Below are 24,003 nucleotides of genomic sequence, written 5' to 3'. Positions count from 1 at the left end.
CATCCGGCCCGGAGCCTTTCACGCCGCTTCCTCGACCGCCTCGTCGACCACCTCGTCGGCACCGCGTCGGCGCACCAGTGAGGCGGCGCGTTCCAGCACCTCCGGGCCGGCGCCGGGACGGTGGGCGTTCTCGGCGATGTGGCGGCGGTAGGCACGGGCACCGGGCAGGCCCTGGAACAGGCCCAGCATGTGGCGGGTGATGGAGGACAGCGGTGTGCCCCGCGCCATGCGCGCCTCGATGTAGGGCAGCATGGCCTCGATCACCGCATGGCGGTCGGGACCGGGTTCCCCGCCCATCAGGCGGCGGTCGGCGTCGGCCAGCAGATAGGGTGTCTCGTAGGCGGCGCGGCCGATCATCACGCTGTCGACCATGCCCAGATGCTGCTCAGCCTCGTCCAGTGTCCTGATGCCGCCGTTGATGGCGATGGTGAGGTGCGGATACTCCGCCTTCAGCCGGTGGACGAGGTCATAGCGCAGCGGCGGGATGTCCCGGTTCTCCTTGGGGCTGAGGCCCTTCAGCCATGCCTTGCGGGCATGGACGATGAAGTGGGTGCAGCCGGCAGCGGAGACGGTGCGGATGAAATGGTCGAGCGTCGGCCACTCCTCCATCTCGTCGATGGCGATGCGCGACTTGACGGTGACGGGGATCGAGACGGCCTCGCGCATGGCGCCGACCAGCCGGGCCACCAGATCGGGTTCGGCCATCAGGCAGGCGCCGAAGCGGCCGGACTGTACGCGGTCGCTGGGACAGCCGACGTTCAGGTTCACCTCGTCATAGCCCCACTCTTCCGCGATGCGGGCGCAGGCGGCGAGATCCGCCGGGTCCGACCCGCCAAGCTGGAGCGCCACCGGATGTTCCGCCGCGTCGAAACCCAGCAGCCGTTCGCGGTCGCCATGCAGCACGGCGCCGGTGGTCACCATCTCGGTGTAGAGCAGGGTCGAGCGCGACAGCAGACGGTGGAAATACCGGCAATGCCGGTCGGTCCAATCCATCATCGGGGCGACGCTGAAGGGGATGGCGGGGGACTTGGTCATGTCGGATGCGGGCCGGTGCAGAGGAGCGGAAGGTCGAAGGCGGAATGTGAGACGCTATGGGCTGACGGTCAGGCGGAGTCCAAGGGACTTGATGACCTTCAGAACGGTGGCGAATTCCGGATTGCCGTCCGGCGATAGCGCCTTGTAGAGGCTTTGACGGCCGAGGCCGGCGTTGCGCGCGACCTCCGTCATCCCTTTGGCGCGGGCGATGTCGCCGAGCGCTGCAACGATCAGCTGTGGATCACCGTCCTCCAGCACCGCGTCCAGATAGGCCGCAATGCGCTCGTCACTGTCCAGGCTGTCGACGATGTCCCAGGGACGGGTCTCGGTTTGGGCCATGCTCCCCTCCTTTATCGGCCTGCACGTCTAAAGGTCCCGCGCCAGCGCAACGGCGGCGGCGATGTCGCGATCCTGCGACCGCTTGTCTCCACCGGCCAGCAGCACGATCAGCGTGTCGCCACGCTGGATGAAATAGACTCGGTAACCGGGGCCGTAGTCGATGCGCAGTTCACTGACACCCTCGCCCACAGGCTTCGCATCACCGGGATTGCCAAGCTGAAGGCGGCGGATACGCACTTCGATCCGCATGCGAGCCCGATCATCCCGCAAGCTCTCAATCCAAGCGGCGAAGCGGTCGGTCTGGCGGATCTCGATCATCAGAGATCGTCTTCTGTGGGAGACAGTTTGTCAAGCTCCCAAGCCCAAAACGACTAAGCCCCGCACAAGGCGGGGCTTAAGTCACGAACCGAGAGAGTGGCGTCCCCGACGGGAGTCGAACCCGTGTCGCCGCCGTGAAAGGGCGGTGTCCTAGGCCTCTAGACGACGGGGACGTCGTTCGCGGTGACGCGCTTTCTAAAGATCGAAGGCGTCGAGCGCAAGCGCTTTTTCGCATCCTCCGATACTTTTTTGCGCCCTGCCCGCCCGGCGTCCTGCGAGCGCTCAGGCGGAGCGCGCCGGGGCGGCATCGTCGATCAGCAGCTGCACGCCCTCGGACCCGTTCCAGCGGTCGATGCGCAGCACGCCTGCGAGGTGGAAGGGCGTGCCTCGGCCGGTCAGCAGGGCTTGGCCCATGTCGCTGTCGAGCGCACGGAAGGCGATGGCCTTCAGCCGGGCGCCGTCATTGCCCTGCAGGATGCAGCGGACATGGTTGGCGCCCACCACGTCGGCGCGCACGACGCGGGCGTCGGCGATGGCGAAGCGCGGTTCGGAGTTGCCGGTGCCGTAGGGGCCGAGCTTGTCGAGCATCGTCACCAGCCCGACGCTGGCCCCGCCGACCGACAGGGCGCCGTCCAGTTCCAGCGTCGGCACCAGCGGGGCGGCAGCGACCTGTTCGGATATGCGGCTGTGCAGGAAGTCGCGCAGCGCGTCGATCTTGTCGCCGGCCACGGTGAAGCCGGCCGCCATGCGGTGGCCGCCGCCGGCCAGCAGCAGCCCCTCCTGCCGGGCGGCGATCACCGCGGACCCCAGATCGACGCCGCGAACGGAGCGGCCGGACGCCTTGCCGATGACGGTGCCGTCGGCGGTTTCCTCCAGGGCGACGACACAGGCCGGGCGGCTGTAACGCTCCTTCAGGCGGGCGGCGACGATGCCGATGACGCCGGGATGCCAGCCGACACCGGTGACGAAGACCAGATCGGTCTCGCGTCCGGCTTCGGCGGCGATGCGCTCCAGCGCCTCGTCGAGAACTGCCTGCTCGATGGTGCGGCGTTCGGCGTTGTGACCTTCCAGCCGCTGGGCGAGTTCCATCGCCTCGATGGGGTCGTCGGTGGAGAGCAGGCGGGCGCCGAGGTCGGACGCACCGACCCGGCCGCCGGCATTCACGCGGGGGCCGAGGACGTAGCCGGCGTGGTAGGCGTCGGGCTTCTCCTTCACGCCCGCAACATCGGACAGGGCGGCGAGGCCGGGGTTGGCGCGGCGCGCCATCACCTTCAGCCCCTGCGCCACCAGCGCGCGATTCAGCCCGGTCAGCGGCACCACGTCGCACACCGTGCCGAGAGCGACGAGGTCCAGCCACTCCATCAGGTTGGGCTCCGCCCGGTCGGTGTAAAAGCCGGACTGGCGCAGCGCACGGTTGACGGCGACGATGGTGATGAAGGTGACGCCGGCGGCGCAGAGCGTGCGATAGGCGCCGTCCTCGTCCAGCCGGTTGGGGTTGACCAGGGCGACGGCGGGCGGCAGGCGCGGTTCGGCGGCATGGTGGTCGAGCACGACGACCTCCAGCCCGGCGTCGGCCGCCGCCTCCAGCGCCGCGAAGGCGGAGATCCCGCAATCGACGGTCACCACCAGCCGCACCCCCTCCCCTTTCAGCCGCAGCAGCGCCGCGGCGTTGGGGCCGTAGCCTTCGGTGATACGGTCGGGGACATAGACGCGGATGTCGGCGCCGAGCGAGCGGAAGAAACGGCGCAGCAGCGCGGCGGAGGTGGCGCCATCGACATCGTAGTCGCCGAAGACCGCCACCGGCTCGCCGTCGCGGATGGCATGGGCGATGCGCTCCGCCGCCGGGTTCATGTCGCGGAAACGCGAGGGGTCGGGCAGCAGCGCCTTCAGCGTCGGGTTCAGGAAGCTGTCGCAGGTCTCGTCGGTGACACCGCGGGCGGCCAGCACCCGGCCGACGATCTCCGGCAGCCCACGCCCCTGGGTGAGCGCCTGCGCCTGCCGCTCGTCGCAGGGCCGCGCCTGCCAGCGCTTGCCGGACAGGGAGGTGGCGACGTTGAGGAAGGCGGCGGCTTCGGTCATGGCGGTGCTGCACGGTCTCTCTGGGATGGGGGCACAGCCATAGCAGAGATGGGCGCGCGGCGCACGGGTGGGTGTGGACAGGGGTGGGGTGTCGTCGGCTGACGATGCCCCCACCCCAACCCTCCCCCGTGTTCCGCGGGAGAGGGAGTAAGTCGCAGAGCGGCGGCAGTCCCCTCTCCCGTGAAGCGGGGGAGGGTTAGGGAGGGGGCACCGCTACCCGCACCTACGCAGCCCGCACCCACACCGCCGTGTCGTGGAACGCCGCACCACCCGCCGGCGGGACCGGCTCCGGCGAGGTCAGGCTGTTGATGCCGATGCCCTCGACGAAGGCGCTGTTGGGCCAGATGCCTTCGACGATCACCACACCGCGCGGCACGCCGGCGAAGGGCTTGGCATGGACAACCACGCTGCCCTGCGGGTTGCCGAGCCGCACCGCGTCGCCGTCGGCGAGGCCCAGACCGGACAGGTCTTCGGGATGGATCAGGGCACTCGGACGGCCTTCGCGCTTCTGGGCGGTCAGCGTCTCGGTGAAGGAGGTGTTGAGGAACTGGCGGGCCGGAGCGGTGACCAGACGGAACGGGTGCTGCGCATCGGCGTCGCGGCCGGGGGGCATGTGGTCGGGCAGTTCCGGCATGCCGCCATAGGGACCGAGCGCCGCCCAGTCGGGGGCGAAGCGGAATTTGTCGTCGGGGTGGGCGAAGCCGTTGAGGAAGTGAGAGGTCTCGAAATCGGGCTGGGCGTCGATCCAGCGCTGTTCGGTCAGTGTCGCGGCGTCGCCGAGGTTGGAGGCCGTCAGCATGGCGTCGATGATCTCAAGCGCGGTCATGCCGAACCCGGGATGCTCGGCGCCGACGCGGCGGGCGACTTCAGAGATGACCCAGTGGTTCTCGCGCGCCTCGAACTGCGGTTCGATCACCTTGCGGCCGATCAGGATGTGCATCTGGCCGCCGCCGCGGTAGATGTCGTCATGCTCCAGGAAAGTGGTGGCGGGGATCACCAGATCGGCCAGCTTGGCCGTGTCGGTCATGAACTGCTCATGCACCGCGACGAACAGATCCTCGCGCAGGAAGCCCTGGCGGACGCGGTTGGAATCCGGGCAGATCGTCACCGGGTTGGTGTTCTGGATCAGCATCGCCGTCACCGGCGGGCCGCTGGTCAGGTCGCGCGGGTCGCCGGTCAGTACTGCGCCGATGCGTGACTGGTCGAAGCTGCGGACGGACGTGTCGAGGCGGTCCAGTCCCTCCGACAGGGTCTTGTCCAGCTTGAAGATGCCGGACGAACAGTAGAGCGCGCCGCCGCCCTTGTGCTGCCATGCGCCGGTGACGACCGGCAGGCAGGATACGGCATGGACCTGCGCCGCGCCGTTGTGGGCGCGCGACAGGCCGTAGCCGACGCGCAGGTAGGACCGCTTGGTGGTGCCGTAGAGGCGGGCGAACTCCTCGATCTCCGCCACCGTCAGGCCGGTGATGGCCGCCGCCCATTCGGGCGTGCGGGTGGCGAGATGCGCCTCCAGCCGGTCGGTGCCGGCGGCGAGGCGGTCCAGATAGGCGCGGTCGGCATGGCCGTCGCGGAACAGCACATGCATCACCGCGCAGGCCAGCGCCCCGTCGGTGCCCGGCCGCAGCATCAGGTGCAGGTCCGACACCTCGGCGGTGCCGGTGCGGTAGGGGTCGATGGTGACCAGCTTGGCGCCGCGGCCCTTCCGGGCGCGGCTGACATGGGTCATCACGTTGACCTGGGTCGCCACCGGGTTGCCGCCCCAGTTGACGATCAGGTCGCTCTCCGCCATCTCGCGCGGGTCGGCGCCGCGGATATCGCCATAGCCGGCGAGCCAGCCCATGTTGGCCGGCGTGTCGCACACCGTGCTGGTCTGGCGCGAATAGCCCTTGGCATGGCGCAGGCGCTGGATGGCGCCACGCTGCACCAGACCCATGGTGCCGGCGTAGAAATAGGGCCACACCGCTTCCGGGCCGTGGGTGCGCTCGGCGGTCAGGAAGGAGTCGGCGATGCGGTCCAGCGCCTCGTCCCAGCCGATCGGCTTCCACTGGCCGGAGCCCTTGGCGCCGCTGCGCAGCAGGGGCGTCTTCAGCCGGTCGGGGGAATGCACCCGCTCGGCATAGCGGCTGACCTTCGCGCAGATGACGCCGGCGGTGTAGCTGTTCTCCGCCGCGCCGCGCACCTTGCCGATGCGGTCGGGGGCGAGACGCTCCACCTCCAGGGCGCAGGTGCTGGGGCAGTCGTGCGGACAGGCGGTGGGGAGGAACTGGGCCGGCAAGGCTAACCTCTGGTCTGGCTGGCGGCGGGAATGCGCGAAGTTTAGGCCCGGCCGCGCGCCCGCTTCAATGCACAACAATGTAATGGAGACAATAATGAAGGTCCGGATACGCGAAAGGGCCGCGAAATCCCGTTCCGGACTTCGCGGCCCTTGCCGACTCAGCGAGAAAATCCCCTGACGATCTGTGGCTTTACGCCCGGCTTTTCTACATCGCCCCGATCATGCGCGGGAACCACAGCGAGATCGCCGGCACATAGGTGACGAGGCCGAGGAAGATCAGCATCGTCAGCAGCCACGGCCACACCGCCACCGTCAGTTCGGTGATGCCCATCTTGGTGATGCCCGATGCGACGTAGAGGTTGAGGCCCACCGGCGGGTGGCACATGCCGACCTCCATGTTCACGATGATCAGGATGCCGAAATGGACCGGGTCGATGCCCAGCGACATCGCCACCGGGAAGAGGATCGGCGCCATGATCAGGACGATGGACGACGGCTCCATGAAGTTGCCGGCGGCCAGCAGCACGATGTTCACCACCAGCAGGAAGACCCACACCCCCAGATGCTGGCTCTGGATCCAGGCCGCCATCGACTGCGGGATCTGCTCCGACGTCATGACGAAGGAGAAGAGGACGGCGTTGGTGATGATGTAGAGCAGCATCGCCGACATGCTGGCGCTGTCCAGCAGCACCTTCGGCACCCGGCGGAGCGGCATGTCGCGGTAGACGAACACCGCCACGACGAAGGCATAGACCGCCGCCATCGCCGCCGCTTCCGTCGGGGTGAACACGCCGGTGTAGATGCCGCCCATCACGACGACGATCAGCAGCAGGCCCCAGAAGCTTTCACGGAAGGCGTGCCAGCGCTGGGCGGCCGACGCCTTGGGCAGGCGGGGATAGCCGAACTTGCGGGCGCGGAACCAGGTGGTGAAGCCGAGGAAGCCGGCCAGCATCAGGCCCGGCACCACGCCGGCCAGGAACATCTGGCCGATGGACGGCGCCTGCGGATGGCCGGTGGTGGCGACGCAATACATCACCATCACGATCGACGGCGGGATCAGGATGCCGAGCGCGCCGGAGGTGGTGACGATGCCGGCGCCGAAATTCTTCGGGAAGCCCTGGGCGATCATCGCCGGCAGGATGATGGAGCCGATGGCCACCACCGTCGCCGGGCTGGAACCCGACACCGCCGCGAACAGGGCGCAGGCGAGAACGCCGGCCAGTCCGAGGCCGCCGTGCCAGTGCCCGACCATCGAGGTGGCGAAGTTGATCATGCGCCGGGCGACGCCGCCGTGGGTCAGGAAGTTGCCGGCCAGGATGAAGAACGGGATCGCCATGATCTCGAACTTCTCGATGCCCGTGAACAGCTTCAGCGCCACCGCCGCGATCGGCACGTCGGTCATCGTGAACAGGAAGGTCAGAACCGTCAGGCCGAGCGAGATGGAGATCGGCATGCCGGTGAGCATCAGCGTCAGCAGCAGTCCGAAGATGATGAGCGCGTTCACGCCGGGCCTCCTTCATTGGCGGCTTCGACCGGGTCGATGCCGTCGACCTGGGCATGATCGTGGTGGGGCAGTTCGCCGGTCCGGATGAAGGTCCAGGCGACCTGAAGGAAGCGGAAGCACATCAGGTAGGAGCCGAGCGGGATCGCCAGATAGATGATCCACATCGGCCATTCCAGATCGGCCGACACCTGCTCCGTCTCCGACATGTGGTAGACGAAGGTGGCGCCCAGCGTGCCGACGACGCCGGTGAACAGGGCGCCGGCCATCAGGCCGAAGATGACGAAGCGGCCGCGGATGTCCGGCCGCAGCCGGTTGATCACCACGTCCACCCCGACATGGATGCCGGTCCGCACGCCATAGGCCGCGCCGAACTTGGCCATCCACACGAACAGGTAGATGCACAGTTCCTGGGCCCAGGCCAGATTCCAGTGGATGACGTAGTCCTGGATGTAGGGCACGCCGGAAAGATAACGGTGAAGGACGGCCGCGAAGATGACGAGCGTCGCCACCGCCATCAGCGAGGCGATCAGCGTCTCCTCGAGGCGGTCGAGCAGTTTCATGAGCATGTCGGGGGGATCTCCCGGTCGGCGGAGGTAGTCTGGTTTTCCGTGTCGGTCCCACTTCCGCTCTCGGGACCGGGAAACCGACATATCCATCAGCAGTGACTGACGAATGCGGCCGGCCCTCTCTCCCCCGGGGAGAGGGAGGGGACCCGCCGCAAAGCGGTGGGGAGGGTGAGGGGGCCGGCGCGCGATCAGCGCGCCGCCAAGGGGCATACTGCCCCTTGGCAATCCCCTGGCACAGGCTCACGCCTGTGCTACCCCCTCACCCTAACCCTCTCCCCAGGGGGGAGAGGGGACACAGCCTAACGCCTCAAATCACATCTTGAAGCCGGCGGCTTCGGCTTCCTTGTAGATCGCTTCGATCAGGTCCTTGCCGACGCGGGATTCGGCTTCCTTGTGGACCGGCTTCAGCGCCTTCATCCAGGCCTCGCGCTCGGCCTTGGTCTGGGTGTGGAAATCGGTCTTGCCCGACGCCTTCATCTGGGCCAGCGCCACGTCGTTCTCATGCTGGGCGATGTCGTTGGCGTAGTCGGTCGCCTCCTTCATCGCTTCTTCCAGCTGGGTGCGGACATCGGCCGGCAGGCCTTCCCAGAACTTCTTGTTCACGATGACCGCATAGCCGAGATAGCCGTGCTCGGTCAGCGTGGCGTTCTTCTGCACCTCGTGCATCTTCTGGGTGTACATGTTCGACGGCGGGTTCTCGGTGCCGTCGACGACGCCGGTCTGCAGCGCCTGATACACCTCGGAGAAGGCCATCACCTGCGGCAGGGCGCCGAGAGCGCGCATCTGGGCGTCCAGGACCTTGGACGACTGAATGCGCATCTTCAGGCCCTTCACGTCGTCGGGCATGATCAGCGGCTTGTTGGCGCTCATGATCTTGAAGCCGTTGTCCCAATAGGCGAGGCCGATGATGCCCTTGGACTCCAGCTTCTTGAACAGCTTCTTGCCGATCTCGCCCTTGGTGACGCGCTGCAGGACTTCCTTGTTCGGGAAGATGTAGGGCAGGTCGAAGACCTCGAATTCCTTGGCGCCCAGCGGGCCGAACTTGGCCAGCGACGGGGCCAGCATCTGCACGGCGCCCAGCTGCAGCGCCTCAAGCTCTTCCTTGTCCTTGTAGAGCTGGCTGTTCGGATAGACCTCGACCTTCACCTTGCCGGCCGTCAGCTTCTCGGCCAGTTCCTTGAACTTCTCGGCACCCTTGCCCTTCGGCGTCTCCGGCGCGACGACGTGGCTGAACTTGATGACGATCTGGTCCTGGGCCCAGGCCGTCGAAATGGCCATCGGCGCCGCCATCATGCAGCCGACCGCAGCCGCGCACAGGAGCTTCACGAGTTTCATGGGTGCGTCCCCCTTCCGGTGTTGATTGTCGACAGGGCTGAATGTTCCGCCCCGTACTTGTTGCGCATTGTTCATGATCGGACGAATTGCGGCTATTGTGGATATCCGCAGAGTCGGCCTATCCCACTTTCGTCCGGTCCCGCCATCCCCCGCCGCCACACTTTCGTGTCCATTCCAATGTCGAACCCGCTCCGCACCACCCCCTCCCCCGCCATCGCCCGTATCGGGCGGGCGGTGCCGCATGCCATGCCGGTGGTGGCGATGGTGCTGGTCGTGGTGCTGCTGGGCGCCTTCCTCTGGCTTCTTCAGCGCAACGAGCGCGACGAGGAGGCGCTGGCGCTGATCAAGGACGCGCTGTGGGTCGAGCAGAACCTGCATTTCCAGCTCGCCTCCGACGAGGACAAGCTGGAAAGGCTGGCGGAGACGCTGGGACGCACCGAGGTGGACATGCGGCAGTTCGCCGCAATGGCGCGGCTGGTGGTGAACACCAACCCGGCGATCGAGCGGGTGCTGTGGCTGGACACCCAGGGGCGCACTCAACTGGCCGAGCCACCGCTGCCGGGGAGCGGCGCGGCGAATGGGGATATTGCAGACGGGGACGACAGCCGGCTCGGCGGGCTGAGCCGCACCGACGCCGTGCGCATCGCCCGGTCCTCCGGTCTGCGCGCCCACAGCGCGCCCTATCGGGTCGATGCCGGCAACCATGGCTTCGACGTCGCCTTCCCGCTGTTCCGCGACGGCAAGTTCGTGGGCGCTCTGGTCGGCGTCTTCTCGTTCGAGGCGATGCTGACCCACCATGTCCCCTGGTGGTTCGCCCAGCGCTACCAGTTGGAAGTGATCGACGCGCGGGGCACGGTGCTGGGGTCGAAGTCGCGCATGTCGGTGCCGGGGTCGATGGCCGGCCCGGCCCCGGACCCGGCGCGCAGCCACGTCATCCCGTTCGACCCGCCCGGCCACGGGCTGGCGCTGGTCGCCACCGCCTACCCCAGCGATTCGAACGTCATGCGCACGGTGCTGGTGGCGGCGATCTTCGCGCTGACCGGATCGGCACTGTGGAGCCTGTGGTCGCTGCGCCGCCACATCGCCGGCCGCCTGCGCGCCGAGGAGGCCCTGCGCGAGGAGCACGCCTTCCGCAAGGCGATGGAGGACAGCCTGACCGTGGGCATGCGCGCCCGCGATCTGGAGGGGCGCATCACCTACGTCAATCCGGCCTTCTGCAAGATGGTCGGGCTGGAGGCTGCGGATCTGATCGGACGCGGCCCGCCGGCGCCTTATTGGCTGCCGGAGGAGATCGACCGGGCCGAGGCCGCCTTCCAGGACGTGCTGGCCGGCCGGGCGCCGGAAAACGGGCTGGAGATGCGGTTCCAGCGCCCCAACGGCGAGCGCTTCGACGCCCTGATCTACGAGGCGCCGCTGATCGACGCCAACGGGCGCCAGACCGGCTGGATGGGCTCCGTCCTCGACATCACCGAGCGCAAGCGCGCCGAGGAGATGGCCCGCCAGCAGCAGGAACGGCTGCAGCAGACCTCGCGCCTGATCACCATGGGCGAGATGGCCTCGACCCTGGCGCATGAGCTGAACCAGCCGCTGTCGGCCATCGCCAGCTATTGCACCGGCTGTCTCAACCGCCTGCGCTCCGACCGCTGCGACACGCAAGAGGTGGCGGCGGCGCTGGAGAAGCTGGCGGCCCAGGCCAAGCGCGCAGGACTGGTGGTGCGGCGCATCCATGATTTCGTGCGCAAGCGCGATCCGAAGGTCGCCCCCTGCTCGCTCGCCCGCGTGCTGGAGGATTGCGTCGGGCTGGCCGGCAGCGACGCCGCGCGGCTGGGCGTGCGGGTGGAGCTGGACGCCCCGGCCGACCTGCCGCCGGTCACCGGCGACCGCATCCTGCTGCAGCAGGTGGTGCTGAACCTGATGCGCAACGGGATCGAGGCGATGGCCCGCACCCCGCGCGCCGACCGCCGCCTGACCGTCACCGTCCGTCTGGCCGGCGGCGATGACGGCGGCGACGATTGCGAACAGGCCGGGGCCGGCGAAGGCCGCGTGCTGCTGACGGAGATCCGCGATCATGGCTGTGGAATCGCGCCGGATGTCGCCGACCGGCTCTTTTCCCCTTTCTTCACCACCAAGCGCGAAGGTATGGGCATGGGCCTGAACATCTGCCGCTCCATCGTCGAGCACCACCGCGGCCGGCTGTGGTTCGAGGCGGTGACGGTCGGGGACGGCCCGGAGGCGGTTCCCGCCGGCGCGCGCTTCCTGTTCACCCTGCCCGTTCATGCCCAGGCGGCCCCAGGCCGTCTTCCAGATCACACTTCCGATCACACTGCCCCCGATCACACTGCCGAGGCCGCCGAATGACCACGCTCCACATCGTCGACGACGACGAGGCCATCCGCGACGCGCTCGGCTGGCTGTTCCAGTCGCGCAACGTCCCGGTGGCGGGCTGGCCGTCCGCCGAGGCTTTCCTGGAGGCATGGCGGCCGGACACCGCCGGCTGCCTGCTGCTGGACATCCGCATGGAGGGGATGAGCGGGCTGGAGCTGTTCGACCGGCTGCTCGCCAAGGGCTGCCGCATGCCGGTGATCTTCCTGACCGGCCACGGCGACGTGCCCATCGCCGTCGGCGCCCTGAAGAAGGGGGCCCGCGATTTCGTCGAGAAGCCCTTCAACGACAATGAACTGGTGGACCGGGTGATCGACGCGCTGGCCTTCGACGCCGAACAGCGCGAGCGCGAGGCGGGACAGGCGGGGCTGGCGGCCCGGCTGGCCACCCTGACCCAGCGCGAGCGGCAGGTGATGGAACTGGTCGTCGCCGGACGGCTGAACAAGGTCATCGCCGACGAGTTGGGCATCAGCATGCGGACGGTGGAGGTCCACCGCAGCCATGTGTTCGAGAAGATGCGGGTAAAGACGGCGGTCGAACTGACCCGGCTGCTGACCGGCGCGCCCTGATCCGCGCCTCTTGAAGGCGGAGCCCTATCAGGGGAAACCCGCGAGAACGGCGGACGTCACTGGAGTCGGTGCGGATCGCGTACTACTCTGCCCTGCCACCCCGGTGGTTTTTCCCAGAGGTTCGGAGCATCGGCGGTTGCGTATTCGGTTGCCCAGTTCTTTTTTGGCCATCGGCCTTGCCGTGATCGCGCCGCTTCTGCTGTTCGGTGCCGTTCTGGTCTGGCAGTTGGACACGCGCGAGCGGGCGGAGACGGAGGACGCGCTGCAATCGGTGGCGCAGTCGCTGTCGCTGGCGGTCGACCGCGAACTGGCGAGCCAGCTGCGGCCGCTGGAACTGCTGGCATCGCTGCTGCAGCCCAATGTCGCCGATCTGCCGACCCTGTACCATGAGACGACCACCGCCAGCCACAGCCAGCCGGGCTGGCTGGCGATGGGGCTGATCGACGCCGACACCGGCCGCTTCGTCTTCCACACCCATTACCCGCTGGGGGTCCAGCCGCTGCCGTCGCCGCGGCTGGACGAGGTCACCCGCCATGTGATCGAAAGCCGCCGGGCGGTGATCGGCGGCGTGCTACCGCCCGGCGGGCCGCCGGGCCGGCCGTCGCTGATCCTGCGCGCGCCGATCATGCAGTACGACCCGGTGGGCCAGAGCGACCGTGTGCGCTATGTCCTGTCGCTCGCCCTCGGGCTGGAGGGGATAAGCGGCGCGCTGCGGACCCGCGATACCCCGCCGGGATGGACGGTGACGGTCATCGACCCGACCATGCTGATCGCCGCCCGCTCCCACAATGCCGCGGCATTTCTGGGCCAGAAGGTCTATGCAGCGCTGGAGGCGCGGATCCGGACCGGCAGCAACCGCATGTTCACCGCCCGGACCAGGGATGGGGTGGACGTCCATGCCGTCATCCACCGCTCGCAGGAAACCGGCTGGTCGGTGGTGCTGGGCGTGCCCTCCGACCTCGTGCAGCGAAAGCTGAACGCCACCCGGATGACGGTGGTCGGCGGCGGCGTCCTTGCCTGCGCGGCGACGCTGATGCTGGCGCTGCTGGTGTCGCGCGCCTACCGCCGCCGCCGCAGCGCCGAGGAGGAGGTGCGCCGCGCCCGCGAGGCGGTGCTGATCGAACAGCGCCGCCGGCTGGAATCGGAGAAGGAACATGCCGAGGCGGCCAACCGGGCCAAGAGCGACTTCCTGGCCAACATGAGCCACGAGCTGCGCACGCCGCTGAACGCCATCATCGGCTTTGCCGAAGCGCTGATGTCCGGCATCTTCGGCGCCGCCCCGCCCAAGCATGTCGAATATCTGTCCGCGATCCACCAGTCCGGCCGCCACCTGCTGGACCTCGTCAACGAATTGCTGGACATGGCGAAGATCGAGGCTGGCCGGCTGGAGCTGTTCCCTACCAACGTCGCGCTGGACGAGCTGCTGGAGGACTGCCTGGGGCTGGTGGAGGCGCTGGCCCTGCGCAAGGGCGTGACCCTGACCGGCGGCGCCATCGCGAAGAATCTTCGGGTCACGGTGGACGGCGTCCGCATGCGTCAGGCGGTGCTGAACGTCCTGTCCAACGCCATCAAGTTCACCCCGCCCGGCGGCGCCGTGCGGGTGGAGGCGGCCCCGGGCATTGGTGGCCAGGGTGCGGTCATCGTGATCGCCGACACCGGCGTCGGCATGACCGCGGACGAGATGCTGATCGCGATGGAGCCGTTCCGTCAGGTCCACAACTACCTGACCAAGGCGGAGGCCGGGACCGGACTGGGCCTGCCGCTGGCCCGCCGCTTCGTCGAGGCCCACGGCGGCACCCTGACCCTGGACAGCACCCCCGGCGTCGGCACCGCGGTGACCATCAGGCTGCCGTAAGGGCAGGCTGCCGTAGGGGATTGCCTCAGCCCCGGCGGGGCGGGCGTCCGGGAAGCATCGCGCGCTGCAGCTTGGCGCCGGCAAGGTCGGCGCCGTCCATGTCGGCGCTGTCGAGGTTCGCGTCGGACAGGTTGGCCTGCACCAGGCAGGTGCCGACCATCAGGGCACCGCGCAGGTCGGCCCCCATCAGGTTGGCGGCCCAGGAACGGCCGGTGGGGCGGCCGGAGGGATCCTTGATCGCCGCCGGACCCAGCCGCACCCGCGTCAGGTCGGCACCGGTCAGCACGGCATAGCTGAGGTTGGCGCCGGACAGGTCGGCGCCCATCAGGTTGGCGCCCTCCAGATTGGCGCCGGACAGGTCGGTCATCATAAGCCGGGCGCCGGTCAGCGCCGCCGCCGACAGGTTCGCCCCGCGCAGGCTTGCGGCGCTGAGGTTGACGTTGCGCAGATCGGCGCGGCTGAGGTCGGTGCCGTCCAGATCGGCCCGCTGGCCGCGCTGGCCGAAGCTGTCGATCCAGCGTTCATGGTCGAAGATGGCGCGCTGGATCTCCGACCCCATGCTGTCGATGGGGCGGGTCATCTGCGCGGTGGCGATCCGGGTGGAGGACAGGTCGCAGTCGGCCATCCGCGTGCCGACCATGTCGGCCTTGTCGAAACGGGTGCCGTCCAGCGCCGCGCCCGACAGGTTGGCGCCGTTCAGCCGCGCCCCCGTCAGGTCCGCCCCGTTCAGCACCGCCCCGGACAGGTCGGCGTTCTGCAGCACCGCGCCCGACAGGTCGGCATCCGCCAGATTGGCGCCGCGCAGCACCGCGCCGGTCAGGTCGGTGGGAATGCCGCCTTCCGCCGTCAGGCCGTTCTGCAGGCGGGCCAGGGCGGCCTTGTGGATCTGGCGGGCGCTTTCGGCATCCTGCGCATCGGGTCCGGCGCCGCGCCGTGCGGTGCCGCCCGGCTCCAGCGTGCCGGCGCGCAGGTCGGCGCCCTTCAGGTTGGCGTCGGAGAAGTCGGCCGCGCGCAGCCGCGCCCCGCGCAGGTCGGTCTGCATCAGGTTGGCGCGGCTGATGTCCGCGTCGCGCAGGTCGACGCCGAACAGGTCGGCGCCCGCCAGATTGGTTCCGTTCAGCCGCCCGCGCGCCAGCCGCGCGCCGACCAGACGGGCGCCGCGCAGGTCGCGCTGCGACAGGTCCGCACCCTCCAGGTCGGCCATGGCGAGGTTGGCGCGGGCACCGCCCGGCTGGCCCTTGATCCAGCGGGCATGCCGGTCCAGCACCTCGGCCAGTTGGTCGGGCCGGAAGAAGGACACGGTGGTGGCGGTCGGTGTGGTGGCTGGCACGGACAAGTTGTCGCCGTGAAATTGGTTACATCGCGCCAATCATGCGATTCATTCCTTACCGAAGGCTGAATGAATCCCCCTTTTGCGCACTCCCTTTCGGGGGATGCGTTTCGGCTGCCCGCCGGTATCGCTACCCGCAGATGCGGCGGCAGGATCCCGCGGGATGAATATGGAAAACAGGGGCTTGGCCATAGGCGCGGCCATAGGCCCGCCCCCGCTTCCGCCGATGATGGTACGGCAATGGGCCCGAGTCGCGCACGTTACGGTTCTGTAATCGAACCAGCTGCGAACGAGTCGCGAACAGCGTCGACTCGGCCGGCGGGACCGCGGGCGGCCTGGTCGGCGGAAACCCTGGAGTCACCGAAAAACCGGCATCGGTTAAGCAATGGTTTCTTGACAGAAAAGGCCACGGACATCCTAAAAGTGTCCCACCTTTCGGAATAACGCACCGCAGCGCGCCTCGACCTTGGCCAGGGCGCGACTTAGGCCGTAACCGGAACGATGGGCTCCAGAAGACGGATCCCGGGTGCCGGAGCGGAAAAACGGGATATGAAGGACGAATGATGAAGGATGCGGACGCCCGGTCGATCACGACCGCACGCCCGAGCGCTGGCGAGAGCCACGCCACCGAACGCCATCATCTTGATCGCTGCCATCTCGATCGCCGCCATCTTCTGCGCGCCGGCCTGGGTCTGGCGGCGGCGGCCTCGGCCGGGGGAACCCTGTTCAGCAGCGAAGAGGCCGAGGCCGCCGCCCTGCGCGCCCCGCCGCGGGTGCTGACCCTGGTGAACCTGCACACCGGCGAAAAGCTCCACGCCGAATATTGGTCTAGGGGCCGCTACGTGCGCGACGCCATGCGGGCGGTCAACCATCTGCTGCGCGACCACCGCAACAACGCGGTGCACGCCATCGACCCGAAGCTGCTGGATCTGGTCCATTCGCTGAGCCGCAAGATCGGCCGCCGCGGCCCGATCGAGATCGTGTCCGGCTACCGCTCGCCGGAGACCAACGCGATGCTGCGCGAGGCCGACCACAGCGGCGTCGCCCAGAACAGCTATCACATGCGCGGCATGGCCATCGACCTGCGGGTGCCGAACATGTCGACCCGCCATCTGCAGCGGGCGGCGCTGAGCCTGCGCGGCGGCGGTGTCGGCTATTACCCCGACAGCAACTTCGTCCATGTCGATGTGGGGCCGCTGCGCCACTGGTGAGCGGCTGGACCGCGGATGCAGCGTGGTCCGGCATAACCCGTCCTTCAGACATTCGGTACGATGTGGCGCCAAGTCCGGACGGGCTTCGGCGCCACAGTCATTTTCGGCTCGCTTCCCGTTCCTCCCGCCCAGGGAGGCAGCGGCGGCGTCCCTCTTCTGACTGCCCGACCCGCAATTTCCGCAAACCACCGGTTGCGGCTTGTTACCGCACCCTGCGGTGGATATTAACAGTTCATACATCCTGTTAATTGCTTAATTTCCCATCTGCGCAATTTTTTTGAGCGCGGGGTATTGCAATTGGGGGGATATGCATATGGGATATCTGTTTGGTGGAAGCGGCAACGACACGCTCATCGGCGGTGATGACGACGACACGCTGAACGGTGGCGGCGGCAGCGATCTTCTGGTCGGCGGCCTGGGCAACGACGTCTACATCGTGGACAGTACGGGCAACGTCATCCAGGAACAGGCCGGCGAAGGCACCGACGAGGTCCGGACGTCGCTGGGCGTCTTCACCCTCGGCGACAATCTGGAGACGCTGACCTATACCGGGTACAGCACCTTCCAGGGCACCGGCAATGCGCTGGACAACGTCATCACCGGTTGGTGGAGCAACGACACGCTGAGCGGCGGCGCCGGTTCCGACACGCTGAGCGGCGATGCCGGCAACGACCTTCTCGACGGCGGCACCGGAGACGACCTTCTGATCGGCGGCCGGGGCGACGACGTCTACATCGTCGACAGCACGGGGGACGTCGTCCAGGAGCAGTTTTTCGAAGGCTTCGACGAGGTCCGCACCACGCTGAACGCGCTGACGCTCGGCGACAATCTGGACCGGCTGACCTTCATCGGAACCGGTGACTTCGAAGGCACCGGAAACGATCTGAGCAACCTGATCGTCGGAGGAGCCGGCAACGATACCCTGATCGGCGGAGGCGGCTTCGACACGCTGGTCGGCGGCGACGGCGACGATCTCTTCTACATCGACGATACAACCGAGACCATCGAGGGCGGGGCCGGCGTCGATACGGCCATCGTCCGGTACGACTTCGGCGTCCAACTCGATCTTGCGGCCAGCGGCATCGAACAGGTTTATGGCGGTTCCGGAAACGACACGCTGGTCGGTACCGGCTCGACCGTCGGCCTCGTGATCGACGGGGGAGCGGGCAACGATTCCCTCATCGGCGGCGATGGCGACGATGTCTTCTACATCGACGCCGGGGACCGGGTGGAGGGTGGAGCCGGCTTCGACACCGTCCATGTCACAGGCGGGCAGGACCTGACCTTCGACTTCGGCTATACCGGCATCGAGCGATTCTACAGCGGCGGCGGAAACGACAATCTGATCGCCCATGACGCCGCAGTCGAGGTCGACGGCGGAGCCGGCGACGACATGCTGAGTGGCAGCGACCTCAACGACACGTTCCGTGGCGGCGAGGGCAACGACAGACTGTTCAGCCGTGGGGGCAATGACATTCTGATCGGTGGGGACGGTGACGACACGCTGTTCGGCGGTGAGGGTGACGATATTCTGATCGGCGGGAGCGGCATCGATGTGCTGTTCGGCGAGGACGGCAACGATCACATCTATGTCGATGCCCCGACGGTGGCCTTTCTGGACGGCGGCGCCGGCGACGATACGGTCGAGGCCGGCTACGGCGGCGGCGTCACCCTGAACATCTCCTCCTCCATCGAGCATTTCATCGGCGGCGCCGGCGACGACACCGTAACGGCGACCGACTCCTATTACGGCGTGACGATGACCGGCGAGGACGGCAACGATCGGCTGACCGGAAGTTCGGGCAATGACGCGCTGTCCGGCGGGAATGGCGACGATACGCTGAGAGGCGGCGGTGGCGACGATCTGCTGCAAGGCGGTGCCGGGGCAGACCTGTTCGATTTCTCGATCGACTTCAACAGCAACAGCGTCAACAACGGCAACGACATCGTGAGCGACTTCAATGCGGCCGAAGGCGACCGGATCGGACTGCTCTGGTTCCAGAGCTACACGGTGAGCGCCAACGCCCAGGGCGAGGCCGTTCTCGACATTTCCGGCTTTGGCGGCGCGTCGACGATCACCCTCTCCGGCGTGATGGCCCAGGACGTGTCGAGTTCCTGGTTCACCACCCTCTGAATGCAGGAAGGGCGCCGTCCCGGTGGAGACGGCGCCCTTCCCATTCGTCCGGAGCGGATTACCCGCCCTACCCCACCTTCAGCTTGCGGCGCAGCAGCGACAGCGGCGCCGTGTCGTCCAGGCTGGGCTGGAAGGCGATGGTGACCTCGGTCAGCGCGTTGGCCCAGCTGTCCGGATTGGTGCCTTCCGGCGCCTCCACCGAGCTGAAGCCGGTGCGGACCAGATAGAGATACTGGTCGGGGATGACATGGCCGACCGCGCGGATCTCGCCGGTGTAGCCATAGCGCTCCCGCAGCTCGCGCGCGGTGGAGAAGCCGCGGCCGTCGCGGAACTTCGGGAACTCCACCGCCACCAGCGAGAAGCGGTCGAGATCGGCGGCGATGGCGCCCGCCAGCGTGCCGCTCTTCAGCCGCACGCCCAGCCGGGCGTTGCGGCCCTCAAAGCTGTCACGTTCCGCCTGCCAGCGCTCGAAGCTGATGATGACCGGACGGTCGTTGGGGACCGGCTCGCCGTCGGGGATGAAGCTCCAGGCATCCTCGCCGATGCGCCCATTCTCAATCAGCGGCATAGATTCTCTCCTTGAACGGGGCATGGCCAACGCGCTTGAGCGTGTCGATGAAGCGCTCGCTCTCATCCGACCGGTTGGCGAGATAGACGTCGACAATGGCCTCGATGGCGTCCACCGCCTCGGTCTCGGTCACCGCCGGGCCGAGGATGTCGCCGATCGCCGTGGTCAGCGTCGGGTCGCCGCCAACGGTGATCTGGTAATACTCGGTGCCCTTCTTGTCGACGCCGAGAATGCCGATGGCGCCGACATGGTGATGGCCGCAGGCGTTGATGCAGCCGCTGATCTTGATGCCCAGCTCGCCGATGGTGCGCTGGCGGAGCGGATCGGCGAAGCGGGCCGAGATGGCCTGGGCCAGCGGGATCGAGCGGGCATTGGCCAGCGCGCAGTAATCCAGCCCCGGGCAGGCGATGATGTCGCCGATCAGCCCGGCATTGGCGCTGCCGAGACCGGCGGCGTCCAGCCGCTTCCACAGATCGTACAGCTCATCCTTCTTCACATGGGCGAGGACGAGGTTCTGGACATGGGTGACGCGCAACTCGCCGAAGCTGTGACGCTCGGCCAGATCGGCGACGAGGTCCATCTGGTCGCAGGTGGCGTCGCCCGGAATGCCGCCGGCCGGCTTCAGCGAGACGGTGGCGATGGCATAGCCCGGCGCCTTGTGCTCGGCGACATTGACCGCCAGCCAGTTGGCGAAGGCCGGGTCGGACGCCTTGGCGCGCTCCAGCGTCTCGGAATGGTCGGGCAGCTCCTCGAAGGGCGGCGGGGCGAAATGCTGGCGGACACCCTCGACGATCTCCGGGTCCAGGCGGTATTTGGGGCCGCGCAGCCGCGCGAACTCCTCCTCGACCTCCTGGGTGAACTTCTCCAGCCCCAGCTCGTGGACCAGGATCTTGATGCGGGCCTTATAGATGTTGTCGCGGCGGCCGTACTGGTTGTAGACGCGCAGGATGGCTTCCAGGTAGGCGACGAAATCCTCCTGGGCCACCCACTCGCGCACCAGCTTGCCGACGAAGGGCGAGCGGCCGAGACCGCCGCCGACATAGAAGGAGAAGCCCGGCTCGCCCTTGTCGTTGCGGCGCGCCAGCAGGCCGACGTCGTGGATGCGCACCGCCGCGCGGTCGCTCTCGGCGCCGGAGATGGCGATCTTGAACTTGCGCGGCAGATAGGTGAACTCGGGGTGCATCGTCGTCCACTGCCGCAGGATCTCGGCATAGACGCGGCCGTCCACAACCTCATCCTTGGCGGCACCGACGAAGGGGTCGGTGGTGACGTTGCGCACGCAGTTGCCGCTGGTCTGCAGCGCGTGCATGTCCACCTCGGCCAGCTCATGCAGGATCGCTGGGGTGTCCTCCAGCTTGATCCAGTTGTATTGCAGGTTCTGGCGGGTGGTGAAATGGCCGTAGCCGCGGTCGTACTTGCGCCCGATGGCCGACAGCTTGCGCAGCTGGGTGGCGGACATCACGCCATAGGGCACGGCGATGCGCAGCATGTAGGCGTGAAGCTGGAGATAGAGGCCGTTCATCAGCCGGATCGGCTTGAACTCCTCCTCCGTCAGCTCGCCCGACAGGCGGCGGTCGACCTGTTTGCGGAACTGCTCGACGCGCTCGGCGACGAACTGCCGGTCGATCTCGTCGTAATGATAGATGCCGGCACGGGCGCCGGGCGCGATGTGGTTCATGTCGATAAACCCTCAGGGCCGCCGGAACGGCCAGCGATCAATGATTCAGGCGGCCTGCTTGCCGAGAGATTGCTTGCCGAGATCCAGGCGGACGGTCGGGCCGGCGGTGCGGATGCGCTCGCGCATCGTCGCCGGGACCTGGATGCCGTCCTGTTCCACCACCTCGAAGGTGTAGATGTCGACGGCGAACTGCTCGCGCTCCGCCTTTTCCTTGGCGGGGGCCAGCACGGCGTCGGCCTCGGCGCGCGGGAACATCGCGGCCTCGGCGAAGGATTCGACCCACCGGCCGCCCTCGCCCAGGAACACGACTTCCCCGTCGCGCAGGCGGTTGGCGGTGATGGCTTTCATCGACCCTTCCTTCGATCGATCCTTGGCCGACATCTGGCTCTCCTGGCTGGTCGTTCTCTAAAGCGGTGGTGTCTTACCCGAACCGACGATGGTCCGGCAGTGAATTCGGCGGGACGGCCGGCGTGCCGTTCCTGGTTGTGTTCAAGGCAGCCAACCCTCCCGGTCGATCAGCTCGCGCGTCTCGCGGGCGACATCGGACATCGACGCCCCCTCCGCCCGGCGGCGGTTGCGGAAGTCGGCGATGGTGCGCAGACGCTCCGCCCAGTCCTCCGGAAACAGCGCCTCCAGCCGCTGGCGCAGCAGGCTGGCGAGGGTCGGGCTGCGGCCGCCGGTGGAGATGGTCATCACCAGATCGCCACGCCGCACCACGGAGGGCGAGTGGAAATCACACAAGGGGATGACGTCCTCGACATTCACCAGCACGCGGCGCTGCCGCGCCAGCTCCGCCAGCGCCGTCTCGGTGTCCGTCCCCAGCCCCATGACATACAGCACGCCGACCTTGTCCAAATCGGCGGCTTCGGGCAGAGCCCGCACCAGACGGTCGCCGGCCAGCGCGGCCAATTCCCCATCCGGCTCCGGTGAAAACACCTGCGGGTCGGCCCCGCCCTCGCGCAGCTGGGTCAGGCGGCGCACCGCGAGCGGGCCGCTGCCGGCCAGCGCGATCACCACCTGCGCCGGGTCGAGCGCCAGCGGAATCATGGCCGCATCCCCAATGCCGATGCCGGGTGTGACGGAACGGAGCGGCGGATCGCGCCGCTTATATGGGTGATGCTGTGCATGGCGGTATTTAGCCCGGCCGCCACACGACAATCAACATATTTCACACAAGCGTTTGCAGCAAAGCACAAGCCTATTAAACAAGTAGAGAATGTATTTACGTTGCACGGGTTTTCCGCTGGTGTTAATGTGCAAACACAAACGCATTGCCTACTTGTTAAGTAGACTAAATGGGCCACCGCGAAAGGCAGCCGATGATGGACGCGGAAACACGGGTGAAGCATCTGACCGACAGCCACGGCACGCTGGAAGGCGCGCCGCTGCTGGCCGCCATGCATGAGCTGTTCGGCGGGCGGATCGCGCTGCTGTCGTCCTTCGGCGCCGAATCCGCGGTGCTGCTGGCGCTGGCGGCCGAGGCGACGCCGGATTTCCCGGTCCTGTTTGTGAATACCGGCAAGCTGTTCGGCGAGACGCTGCGCTATCGCGACCAGCTGGTGGAGCGGCTGGGCCTTCGTGACGTGCGCGAGATCGGGCCGACCGCCGACGACCTCGCCGCCGGCGACAAGGATGGCCTGCTGTTCAACCGCGATTACGATGCCTGCTGCCACCTGCGCAAGACGGTGCCGCTGGAGCGCGCGCTGGCCACCGCCGGGCTGGAGGCCTGGGTCACGGGCCGCAAGCGGTTCCAGTCGGCGACCCGCGCCGCCCTACCCCTGTTCGAGGCCGAGAATGGCCGCGTGAAGGTCAACCCGCTGGCCAACTGGGACAAGGACCGGCTGGAGGAAGAGTTCACCCGGCGCGACCTGCCGCGCCACCCGCTGGAGGCCGACGGGTTCCTGTCGATCGGCTGTTACACCTGCACCGAGCGCGTGGCGCCCGGTGCCGACCCGCGTTCCGGCCGTTGGGCCGGCAGCGCCAAGACCGAATGCGGCATACACACCACCATGATTGGAATCGCCCGATGAGCGCCGATCTCGACCAGCTCGAAAACCAGAGCATCTATATTCTGCGCGAGGCCTACAACCGCATCGACAAGCTGGCGATGCTCTGGTCGATCGGCAAGGACAGCAACGCGCTGCTCTGGCTCTGCCGCAAGGCGTTCTTCGGCCGCATCCCCTTCCCCGTCGTGCAGCTCGACACCGCCATGGAGCTGCCGGAGGTCTATGAGTTCCGCGACCGCATCACCAAGGAATGGGACCTCGACCTGAAGGTGGAGCAGTGCCCGCCCGAGGAGGAGATGGACCAGACCCTGCCGCCGCTGACCCGCGCCGCCGCGCGCAAGACGGAAGGGCTGAAGAACCTGCTGCGCGACCATGCCTATCAGGGCGTCATGGTCGGCATCCGCCGCGACGAGCAGGCGACCCGCGCCAAGGAGCGCGTGTTCTCCCCGCGCTCGCTGGAGGGCGACTGGGACGTGAAGGACCAGCCGGCGGAGTTCTGGGACCATTACAAGACGCGCTTCCCGGAAGGCGTCCATGTCCGCATCCACCCGCTGCTGGCCTGGACCGAGCTGGACATCTGGCGCTATTCGCAGCGCGAGGGGATTCCCATCGTCCCGCTGTACTTCGCCAAGGACGGCAAGCGCTATCGCTCGCTGGGCGAGAAGAACATCACCTTCCCGGTCGACAGCAACGCCTCGACCATCGACGAGATCATCGCCGAGCTTCAGGTGACCCGCGTGCCGGAACGCGCCGGCCGCGCGATGGACAACGAATCCGAAGACAGCTTCGAACGCCTGCGCAGCGTGGGGTACATGTAAG

At 67.7% G+C, this 24,003-nt stretch carries 20 protein-coding genes and 1 tRNA gene; 7 read left to right on the top strand and 14 right to left on the bottom strand.

The features are described 5' to 3' along the window. Positions 1-18 precede the first annotated feature (18 nt). The 9 genes from dusA to PWS46_RS03690 all read right to left on the bottom strand — a co-directional run bounded on the left by dusA (position 19) and on the right by PWS46_RS03690 (position 9,451). Entirely contained in the window at positions 19-1,035 is a 1,017-nt protein-coding gene (dusA, locus tag PWS46_RS03730) for a tRNA dihydrouridine(20/20a) synthase DusA (protein ID WP_434618237.1), read from the bottom strand. 54 nt (positions 1,036-1,089) lie between these two features. Further along, positions 1,090-1,374, bottom strand: a complete 285-nt coding sequence (locus PWS46_RS03725; RefSeq protein ID WP_252137129.1) for an addiction module antidote protein — start codon at positions 1,372-1,374, stop codon at positions 1,090-1,092. Positions 1,375-1,401: 27 nt separating this feature from the next. Then, a complete protein-coding gene (locus PWS46_RS03720; protein ID WP_434618233.1) occupies positions 1,402-1,692 on the bottom strand; it encodes a type II toxin-antitoxin system RelE/ParE family toxin in 291 nt (96 codons plus the stop codon). A gap of 97 nt (positions 1,693-1,789) precedes the next feature. Continuing rightward, positions 1,790-1,865 (bottom strand) — tRNA-Glu (locus PWS46_RS03715). A 109-nt stretch (positions 1,866-1,974) separates the two neighbouring features. Continuing rightward, positions 1,975-3,771, bottom strand: coding sequence for a single-stranded-DNA-specific exonuclease RecJ (gene recJ / locus PWS46_RS03710; RefSeq protein WP_434618230.1), 1,797 nt, complete (start codon positions 3,769-3,771; stop codon positions 1,975-1,977). Positions 3,772-3,994: 223 nt separating this feature from the next. Continuing rightward, a complete protein-coding gene (locus PWS46_RS03705; protein ID WP_434618227.1) occupies positions 3,995-6,046 on the bottom strand; it encodes a molybdopterin oxidoreductase family protein in 2,052 nt (683 codons plus the stop codon). Positions 6,047-6,251: 205 nt separating this feature from the next. Beyond that, entirely contained in the window at positions 6,252-7,550 is a 1,299-nt protein-coding gene (locus PWS46_RS03700) for a TRAP transporter large permease (RefSeq protein WP_434618224.1), read from the bottom strand. Next, positions 7,547-8,116, bottom strand: a complete 570-nt coding sequence (locus tag PWS46_RS03695; protein ID WP_434618221.1) for a TRAP transporter small permease — start codon at positions 8,114-8,116, stop codon at positions 7,547-7,549. The genes PWS46_RS03700 and PWS46_RS03695 overlap by 4 nt, the downstream gene beginning before the upstream one ends. Before the next feature lie 312 nt (positions 8,117-8,428). Further along, entirely contained in the window at positions 8,429-9,451 is a 1,023-nt protein-coding gene (locus tag PWS46_RS03690) for a TRAP transporter substrate-binding protein (RefSeq protein ID WP_434618218.1), read from the bottom strand. Positions 9,452-9,628: 177 nt separating this feature from the next. On the opposite strand from PWS46_RS03690, the gene PWS46_RS03685 reads away from it, so the two are divergent. From PWS46_RS03685 to PWS46_RS03675, 3 genes are all read left to right on the top strand, one after another. After that, positions 9,629-11,809, top strand: a complete 2,181-nt coding sequence (locus tag PWS46_RS03685) for a sensor histidine kinase (RefSeq protein WP_434618215.1) — start codon at positions 9,629-9,631, stop codon at positions 11,807-11,809. Continuing rightward, positions 11,806-12,402, top strand: a complete 597-nt coding sequence (locus PWS46_RS03680; RefSeq protein ID WP_434618212.1) for a response regulator transcription factor — start codon at positions 11,806-11,808, stop codon at positions 12,400-12,402. Before PWS46_RS03685 ends, PWS46_RS03680 begins: the two co-directional genes overlap by 4 nt. A gap of 148 nt (positions 12,403-12,550) precedes the next feature. After that, the gene (locus tag PWS46_RS03675; RefSeq protein WP_434618209.1) at positions 12,551-14,257 is read left to right on the top strand and encodes a sensor histidine kinase; all 1,707 of its coding nucleotides are present in this window, start codon (positions 12,551-12,553) and stop codon (positions 14,255-14,257) included. 25 nt (positions 14,258-14,282) lie between these two features. Here PWS46_RS03675 and PWS46_RS03670 read toward each other — a convergent pair whose 3' ends face one another. Next, positions 14,283-15,587 carry a pentapeptide repeat-containing protein gene (locus tag PWS46_RS03670; protein WP_434618206.1) on the bottom strand — a complete coding sequence of 435 codons (1,305 nt, stop codon included), beginning with the start codon at positions 15,585-15,587 and terminating at the stop codon, positions 14,283-14,285. Between the two features lie 560 nt (positions 15,588-16,147). Here PWS46_RS03670 and PWS46_RS03665 point away from each other — a divergent pair. Further along, positions 16,148-16,798, top strand: coding sequence for a DUF882 domain-containing protein (locus PWS46_RS03665; protein ID WP_434618203.1), 651 nt, complete (start codon positions 16,148-16,150; stop codon positions 16,796-16,798). A gap of 313 nt (positions 16,799-17,111) precedes the next feature. Then, on the top strand, positions 17,112-18,932 hold the full coding sequence (locus PWS46_RS03660; RefSeq protein ID WP_434618200.1) for a calcium-binding protein: 1,821 nt from the start codon (positions 17,112-17,114) through the stop codon (positions 18,930-18,932). 67 nt (positions 18,933-18,999) lie between these two features. On the opposite strand, the gene PWS46_RS03655 is transcribed toward PWS46_RS03660, so the two are convergent. The 4 genes from PWS46_RS03655 to PWS46_RS03640 all read right to left on the bottom strand — a co-directional run bounded on the left by PWS46_RS03655 (position 19,000) and on the right by PWS46_RS03640 (position 22,225). Beyond that, complete coding sequence (locus PWS46_RS03655) at positions 19,000-19,500, bottom strand: DUF934 domain-containing protein (protein ID WP_434618197.1); 501 nt, start codon at positions 19,498-19,500, stop codon at positions 19,000-19,002. Further along, a complete protein-coding gene (locus PWS46_RS03650; RefSeq protein ID WP_434618194.1) occupies positions 19,487-21,178 on the bottom strand; it encodes a nitrite/sulfite reductase in 1,692 nt (563 codons plus the stop codon). The genes PWS46_RS03655 and PWS46_RS03650 overlap by 14 nt, the downstream gene beginning before the upstream one ends. 45 nt (positions 21,179-21,223) lie before the next feature. Beyond that, positions 21,224-21,526 (bottom strand): DUF2849 domain-containing protein, encoded by a 303-nt coding sequence (locus PWS46_RS03645; RefSeq protein ID WP_434618191.1) that lies wholly within the window; start codon positions 21,524-21,526, stop codon positions 21,224-21,226. 141 nt (positions 21,527-21,667) lie between these two features. Further along, a complete protein-coding gene (locus PWS46_RS03640; RefSeq protein ID WP_434618188.1) occupies positions 21,668-22,225 on the bottom strand; it encodes a precorrin-2 dehydrogenase/sirohydrochlorin ferrochelatase family protein in 558 nt (185 codons plus the stop codon). A 272-nt stretch (positions 22,226-22,497) separates the two neighbouring features. On the opposite strand from PWS46_RS03640, the gene PWS46_RS03635 reads away from it, so the two are divergent. Beyond that, complete coding sequence (locus PWS46_RS03635) at positions 22,498-23,208, top strand: phosphoadenylyl-sulfate reductase (protein ID WP_434618185.1); 711 nt, start codon at positions 22,498-22,500, stop codon at positions 23,206-23,208. Further along, positions 23,205-24,002 carry a sulfate adenylyltransferase subunit CysD gene (gene cysD / locus PWS46_RS03630; RefSeq protein ID WP_085088709.1) on the top strand — a complete coding sequence of 266 codons (798 nt, stop codon included), beginning with the start codon at positions 23,205-23,207 and terminating at the stop codon, positions 24,000-24,002. The genes PWS46_RS03635 and cysD overlap by 4 nt, the downstream gene beginning before the upstream one ends. Position 24,003 lies beyond the last annotated feature (1 nt).

This window comes from Azospirillum sp. B2RO_4, assembly GCF_051124815.1.
GTDB lineage: Bacteria > Pseudomonadota > Alphaproteobacteria > Azospirillales > Azospirillaceae > Azospirillum.
The sequence above is the reverse complement of the archived record's forward strand: the minus strand, read 5'-3'. Positions and strand labels throughout refer to the sequence as shown.

Excerpts from the sequence above, each read along its gene's own strand:
- PWS46_RS03725 (WP_252137129.1), bottom strand. The coding sequence starts at position 1,374 with ATGGCCCAAACCGAGACCCGTCCCTGGGACATCGTCGACAGCCTGGAC.
- PWS46_RS03685 (WP_434618215.1), top strand. The coding sequence starts at position 9,629 with ATGTCGAACCCGCTCCGCACCACCCCCTCCCCCGCCATCGCCCGTATC.
- PWS46_RS03695 (WP_434618221.1), bottom strand. The coding sequence starts at position 8,116 with ATGCTCATGAAACTGCTCGACCGCCTCGAGGAGACGCTGATCGCCTCG.
- PWS46_RS03640 (WP_434618188.1), bottom strand. The coding sequence starts at position 22,225 with ATGATTCCGCTGGCGCTCGACCCGGCGCAGGTGGTGATCGCGCTGGCC.
- PWS46_RS03650 (WP_434618194.1), bottom strand. The coding sequence starts at position 21,178 with ATGAACCACATCGCGCCCGGCGCCCGTGCCGGCATCTATCATTACGAC.
- PWS46_RS03720 (WP_434618233.1), bottom strand. The coding sequence starts at position 1,692 with ATGATCGAGATCCGCCAGACCGACCGCTTCGCCGCTTGGATTGAGAGC.
- PWS46_RS03680 (WP_434618212.1), top strand. The coding sequence starts at position 11,806 with ATGACCACGCTCCACATCGTCGACGACGACGAGGCCATCCGCGACGCG.
- PWS46_RS03655 (WP_434618197.1), bottom strand. The coding sequence starts at position 19,500 with ATGCCGCTGATTGAGAATGGGCGCATCGGCGAGGATGCCTGGAGCTTC.
- recJ (WP_434618230.1), bottom strand. The coding sequence starts at position 3,771 with ATGACCGAAGCCGCCGCCTTCCTCAACGTCGCCACCTCCCTGTCCGGC.
- dusA (WP_434618237.1), bottom strand. The coding sequence starts at position 1,035 with ATGACCAAGTCCCCCGCCATCCCCTTCAGCGTCGCCCCGATGATGGAT.
- PWS46_RS03645 (WP_434618191.1), bottom strand. The coding sequence starts at position 21,526 with ATGAAAGCCATCACCGCCAACCGCCTGCGCGACGGGGAAGTCGTGTTC.
- PWS46_RS03690 (WP_434618218.1), bottom strand. The coding sequence starts at position 9,451 with ATGAAACTCGTGAAGCTCCTGTGCGCGGCTGCGGTCGGCTGCATGATG.
- cysD (WP_085088709.1), top strand. The coding sequence starts at position 23,205 with ATGAGCGCCGATCTCGACCAGCTCGAAAACCAGAGCATCTATATTCTG.
- PWS46_RS03665 (WP_434618203.1), top strand. The coding sequence starts at position 16,148 with ATGATGAAGGATGCGGACGCCCGGTCGATCACGACCGCACGCCCGAGC.
- PWS46_RS03660 (WP_434618200.1), top strand. The coding sequence starts at position 17,112 with ATGGGATATCTGTTTGGTGGAAGCGGCAACGACACGCTCATCGGCGGT.
- PWS46_RS03635 (WP_434618185.1), top strand. The coding sequence starts at position 22,498 with ATGATGGACGCGGAAACACGGGTGAAGCATCTGACCGACAGCCACGGC.